Annotated in this window: 7 protein-coding genes and 2 pseudogenes; 7 read left to right on the plus strand and 2 right to left on the minus strand. The window is 42.9% G+C overall.

Annotated features, from left to right (window positions below; translation table 11 throughout):
- The 7 genes and pseudogenes from CKY02_RS26015 to CKY02_RS22445 all read left to right on the plus strand — a co-directional run.
- Nucleotides 1–911 (plus strand): RHS repeat-associated core domain-containing protein (locus CKY02_RS26015; RefSeq protein ID WP_275658236.1); only part of this gene is annotated, 911 nt, incomplete at its 5' end.
- Nucleotides 908–1,177 (plus strand): hypothetical protein, encoded by a 270-nt coding sequence (locus CKY02_RS22425; protein ID WP_146747489.1) that lies wholly within the window; start codon nt 908–910, stop codon nt 1,175–1,177. The genes CKY02_RS26015 and CKY02_RS22425, both read left to right, overlap by 4 nt.
- Before the next feature lie 45 nt (nt 1,178–1,222).
- Nucleotides 1,223–2,059: pseudogene (locus CKY02_RS26485) on the plus strand (RHS repeat domain-containing protein); the annotation flags it as partial.
- Between the two features lie 4 nt (nt 2,060–2,063).
- Nucleotides 2,064–2,291, plus strand: coding sequence for a hypothetical protein (locus CKY02_RS22435; RefSeq protein WP_112896949.1), 228 nt, complete (start codon nt 2,064–2,066; stop codon nt 2,289–2,291).
- Between the two features lie 165 nt (nt 2,292–2,456).
- Nucleotides 2,457–2,657: pseudogene (locus CKY02_RS26835) on the plus strand (RHS repeat-associated core domain-containing protein); the annotation flags it as partial.
- A gap of 42 nt (nt 2,658–2,699) precedes the next feature.
- Nucleotides 2,700–2,981, plus strand: coding sequence for a hypothetical protein (locus CKY02_RS26030; protein WP_082300805.1), 282 nt, complete (start codon nt 2,700–2,702; stop codon nt 2,979–2,981).
- Nucleotides 2,982–2,985: 4 nt separating this feature from the next.
- Nucleotides 2,986–3,333: a hypothetical protein gene (locus CKY02_RS22445; protein ID WP_011147332.1), complete on the plus strand. Its 348-nt coding sequence runs from the start codon at nt 2,986–2,988 to the stop codon at nt 3,331–3,333.
- A 46-nt stretch (nt 3,334–3,379) separates the two neighbouring features.
- Here the strand turns inward: CKY02_RS22445 and CKY02_RS22450 are convergent, their stop codons facing one another.
- Both CKY02_RS22450 and CKY02_RS22455 read right to left on the minus strand, forming a co-directional pair.
- Nucleotides 3,380–3,577 carry a DUF7706 family protein gene (locus CKY02_RS22450; RefSeq protein ID WP_112896950.1) on the minus strand — a complete coding sequence of 66 codons (198 nt, stop codon included), beginning with the start codon at nt 3,575–3,577 and terminating at the stop codon, nt 3,380–3,382.
- 14 nt (nt 3,578–3,591) lie between these two features.
- Nucleotides 3,592–3,912, minus strand: coding sequence for a SymE family type I addiction module toxin (locus CKY02_RS22455; RefSeq protein WP_112896951.1), 321 nt, complete (start codon nt 3,910–3,912; stop codon nt 3,592–3,594).
- Nucleotides 3,913–3,947: the final 35 nt, after the last annotated feature.

A 3,947-nucleotide genomic window follows, 5' to 3' on the forward strand; every position in this document is an offset into this window, starting at 1 on the left:
CCGCGATAATCGGCTATGATTACCTGTGGAGCGGGGAGCAGCTGATTGAAGAGACGCCGGTATATGCGGATGGCACTGTCGGGTATGAACAGAGCATTCACTGGCTGTATGAGCCGGGCGCCCTGACGCCCTCGGCTCGCTATCAACAGGGCCAGCTGTACTATGTGGTGAGTGATCACCAGGGGACCGTGCGGGAAATTCTGACCGAGGACGGGGAACTGCTCTGGGCAGGACGGCTGCTGACCTGGGGCGAACCGGAACGCTGGCCGGTGCTGACGGTCAATGACCCGCGGAACCTGACGTGTAACCTACTGTTTTGTGGGCAATATGCGGACTCGGAGAGTGGTTTATGCTATAATCGCTTTAGATATTACGATAATGAAACAGGCCAGTACTTATCGACAGATCCTCTGAATCTTAGTGGCGGATTTAACCCGTACGGCTATGTCCATGATCCGGTTAATTGGATTGATCCTCTGGGATTGGCGGGATGTCCAATATCTGATTCCAAATCATCGTCAGAAAATAAATCTTTTTCTCATCAAGGTCCTGAATTACCAAAGAATATTGCAGAAACCTTTAAAGATGGAATTTATAAAAATAGACAGTTAACTGGAGATGAAGTTTTTTATAAATATCATGGAATAAATAATAGAACAGGAAGAAAATTCTCATGGTTAACAAATAAGAAATACTCTTCTGAAGATGTATTGCGCCAAGACTTAGCTATTCGTCATGATTGGGGAGTAAATATAACTAAGATATCAGAATTTAAAGTCCCTAGAGGTACGTGGGTAAGTGAAGGACCTGCCGCCGCACAGGGTTCTGGTTATCTTGGTGGTGGATATCAAGCGGTTGTAACAAACTTACCTAAAACATGGGTTCAAAAAACAACAGGAGTTCCTTGGTGATGACATTAGCAAACTTACTAAATTCTCTACAAACCATCTCTGTGGAATTAATCAAAAGTGGAAAAGGAGAGACTGCTTACTTTTTTATTAAACGTTATGATGAAATCATAAAATTAAATAATGAACAGGATAGCATAAGGCAAATAGTAAAAGAATTATCTACATGTCAAGCTATGGCTCAATATGGTGATTTCTCTCCAATGGAGGAAAAACTTTTAGAAAGTGTAGTAAAAGATGCAATTAATTTTTTAGATCATAGTCTATAAAAAAACGGAAGATCTTCCGGCCTTACTGGTGATCTACCGTGGCGAATGCACTGGCTGTATGAGCCGGGCGCCCTGACCCCTTCGGCCCGGTTTGAAAAAGGCCAGCTATACTATGTGGTGAGCGATCACCAGGGGACCGTGCGGGAAATCCTGACCGAGGACGGCGAGCTGATATGGGCAGGCCGATTACTCACCTGGGGCGAGCCGGAATGCTGGCCGGTGCTGACAGTCAATGACCCGCGCAACCTGACCTGTAACCTACTGTTTTGTGGGCAATATGCGGACTCGGAGAGTGGTTTATGCTATAATCGCTTTAGATATTACGATAATGAAACAGGCCAGTACTTATCGCCTGATCCTCTGAATCTTAGTGGCGGATTTAACCCGTACGGGTATGTCCATGATCCGGTCAATTGGGTTGATCCTCTGGGGTTGACGGGGTGTCCGGGGGCTAAACCTGATTTTTATGTTGGACCAGCTGGGCCAAGTGCAACATTGCCATCCACAGGATATCGCCATATGAAATATAAAGAAGCTGACGGTTCTATTAACAAATTTGTCGATCCAACGATAGAAAATAAATCAGCACCCGTTTCTTGGTTTGGATTTAAGAAACATTCTTCTGGTAGTGAAGCAAGAGACGCTTTCCAAATAGCCCCTGAATGGAGTGATGCGCGTCTTAGAGGTACTTTTGATACTCTACAACTATACAAAGATGGCAAACCGACAGCTTTTGTACCTAAATGGGAAGGTAACTCCCATCCAACTAAATTAGAACCTTTTGCAGAAGCATACCCACAATATGGAAAAGGCGGAGCTGTTCAATTGCATGCTGACAATCAGATCATTCATTTTGATTCAGTTAAAATTTTACCGGAGTAATATCATGGACATACTAAAAAGAGAAGATGCAGAAATAATGCTTTATCAGGTGCTTAAACGAACTTTGATAAACGAAAATGATCTCGATGTACTAATGGAAATTGCAAAAATGGCAGACCGTCCTATTCCTATGAAAGCAATACTCTATAAATATAGCGAAATGGAAAAAAGGGAGTTAACGAAAGAGGATAGAGATATTTTTGATACGTTAATTTACTTTTATGGCCCTTAACCTTAAGTGATTAGTTTTATATAAGCCGAAAAGATCCGTGTGATCTTCCGGCCTCCTTATGATCTATCTTGGCGAATATCCACAGTAGCCAGAGCGGATTAAAGCTTAGAAATCGCATCCTTAACCTGATACGCTTCTTCGCCATTAACAGCTAAAGCGCGTATCAACCTGCGATTCTGTGGGCAGTATGAGGATGAGGAAAGCGGGTTATTTTATAACCGGCACCGTTATTACGAGAGGGAAACGGGACAGTACTTATCGCCAGATCCTTTGAATCTTAGTGGAGGATTTAACCCGTACGGGTATGTCCATGATCCGGTTAATTGGATTGACCCGTTAGGGTTAGCAGCTTGTCCAACACAAAAATATGAAGTTAGTACATTCGATGATTTACAGAGACGTTCTAAGGTGGGTGATAAATTAGATATCCACCATGCGGCTCAAAAACATCCTGCGGGGCAAGTAATTACTGGTTATGATCCTAAAGTAGCTCCATCAATAGCTCTCCCTAGAGGAGAACATAAACTGATTCCTACAATGAAAGGACCATATACGGGATCGGCTAGAGATTTATTGGCAAAAGATATTAGAGACTTGCGCAATTATACTAATGCTCCTCCTTCAGCAATAAAAGATTTGCACAATTTAAATAAAGAAATGTATCCAGAAGCCTTCACTAAAATAAGGTAATAAGATGAATTCTCAACTATTTGTAGATATATTAAAGCTTGTAGTAAGAGATGCTGCTATCGAAGACACTATCTCAATACTTGAATCTCCCCCAGGTAGAAAACCACAAAGGGAACTAATTGAACTATCTGATTTTTATAATGAAAAATCGAAGGAAGAGAAAGAGATAATCAATAAAATAATAAGAATAGTAGCTGATAATACATTGTTCGGTATTCTTTGTGTTATTGATGGTGTACGTGCGATAGAAAATGATGAAAATAAAGGTGAGCTAATATTGACCTATAAAAAGGAAAGTATAGTTAACTTAAATAAAAATAGTAATCTGCACGATATATATAATGCTAGTTAATTAATAAAGCCGGAAGATCCCCGAGATCTTCCGGCCTTTTTATGATCTACCTTGGTGCATATCCACAGTAAGCCAACGCGGACTGGAGCTTACCGATGGCATCCTTAATCTGATACGCTTCTTCGTCATTCACCGCACAAGCCCGTACCTCCGCCCAGTTCAGCCGCTTAACCAATTGGGCTAAGGCCAGCGCTTCAATGTGGGTTAACTGAATGTCCTGCAAATGTTCAATGGCTATCGTCATCTCATGCTCTCCCCTTAACCCACAAAACCGGTTATCAGCGCCCGCATCTGCTGCTTAATCTCCCGCAGTTGGGCCTGTTGCCGCTGGTACTGTTGATGCTGTTGTTGCGTGGCTTCACTGTCAGGAATGAGCACCAGACAACCGTCCATCACCTTCACCGTAATCTGGCCGCCGGTATTAAATCCGGCCTGTCTCAGCCACTGCCCCTTAAGGTGTATCGCCGGGGTGGCGTTGTTGACCTTATTCCCGTTCGGCACATAGCCCACCGTGTAATAACGTTCTGTTTTCACAGCTTTATTTATCGCTGCTTCTGCTTTAGAATGCGCCTTAGCCATAGTCACTACTCCTATAGTTGCTGTGGTAAGCGGCG

Source organism: Photorhabdus bodei (genome assembly GCF_003287735.1).
In the GTDB taxonomy this organism is placed as follows: domain Bacteria; phylum Pseudomonadota; class Gammaproteobacteria; order Enterobacterales; family Enterobacteriaceae; genus Photorhabdus; species Photorhabdus kayaii.

Bases quoted from the DNA above. Each gene is read 5' to 3' on its own strand.
- CKY02_RS22435 (WP_112896949.1), top strand. From the start codon at position 2,064: ATGGACATACTAAAAAGAGAAGATGCAGAAATAATGCTTTATCAGGTG.
- CKY02_RS22445 (WP_011147332.1), top strand. From the start codon at position 2,986: ATGAATTCTCAACTATTTGTAGATATATTAAAGCTTGTAGTAAGAGAT.
- CKY02_RS22450 (WP_112896950.1), bottom strand. From the start codon at position 3,577: ATGACGATAGCCATTGAACATTTGCAGGACATTCAGTTAACCCACATT.
- CKY02_RS22455 (WP_112896951.1), bottom strand. From the start codon at position 3,912: ATGGCTAAGGCGCATTCTAAAGCAGAAGCAGCGATAAATAAAGCTGTG.